The 487-nt window shown below is 64.3% G+C and carries 1 pseudogene; it reads right to left on the minus strand.

Features of this window, described 5'->3' with window-relative positions:
* A pseudogene (locus HU738_RS25780) lies at positions 1–487 on the minus strand (type IV secretion protein Rhs); the annotation flags it as partial.

The raw sequence follows: 487 nt of genomic DNA on the forward strand, positions 1-487 counted from the left end.
CTGAAGCGCCGGGTCAGGTTATCCACCCGCACTTCCTCGCTCAGCCGGTCCGAGGCGTCGTAGGCAAAGCTGTAGGTCGCGTTGTTCTCGTTGACCAGCGCGGTCAGGCGCACGGCCTTGTCATACTCGTAGCGAACCCGCTGGCCCTTGGCGTCCTGACGGCTGCTCGGCAGGCCGCGCGCGGTGCGCATCAGGCGGATGGTCTGGCCCTTGCCGTCGGTGTGGCTGAGCACCTGGCCGTAGACGTTGTAGGTAAAGGTTTCGGCGGTGCCGTCCGGGTGAGTGATGCGCAGTACCTCGCCGTCCGGCTTGCGCTCCAGCGAGGTGGTCTGGTTCAGCGCATCGGTCACGGCCACCAGGTGATGACGCTCGTCATAGCGGTAATAGGTGCTCTTGCCTGAGCAGTCCTGGTAGCGCTCGACCTGGGCCAGGGTGTTCCACCACAGGTACTTGGACTTGTAGGTCGCATCGATGATGGTGTGCGGCA

It is taken from the genome of Pseudomonas vlassakiae (genome assembly GCF_014269035.2).
GTDB classification, from domain to species: Bacteria; Pseudomonadota; Gammaproteobacteria; order Pseudomonadales; family Pseudomonadaceae; genus Aquipseudomonas; species Aquipseudomonas vlassakiae.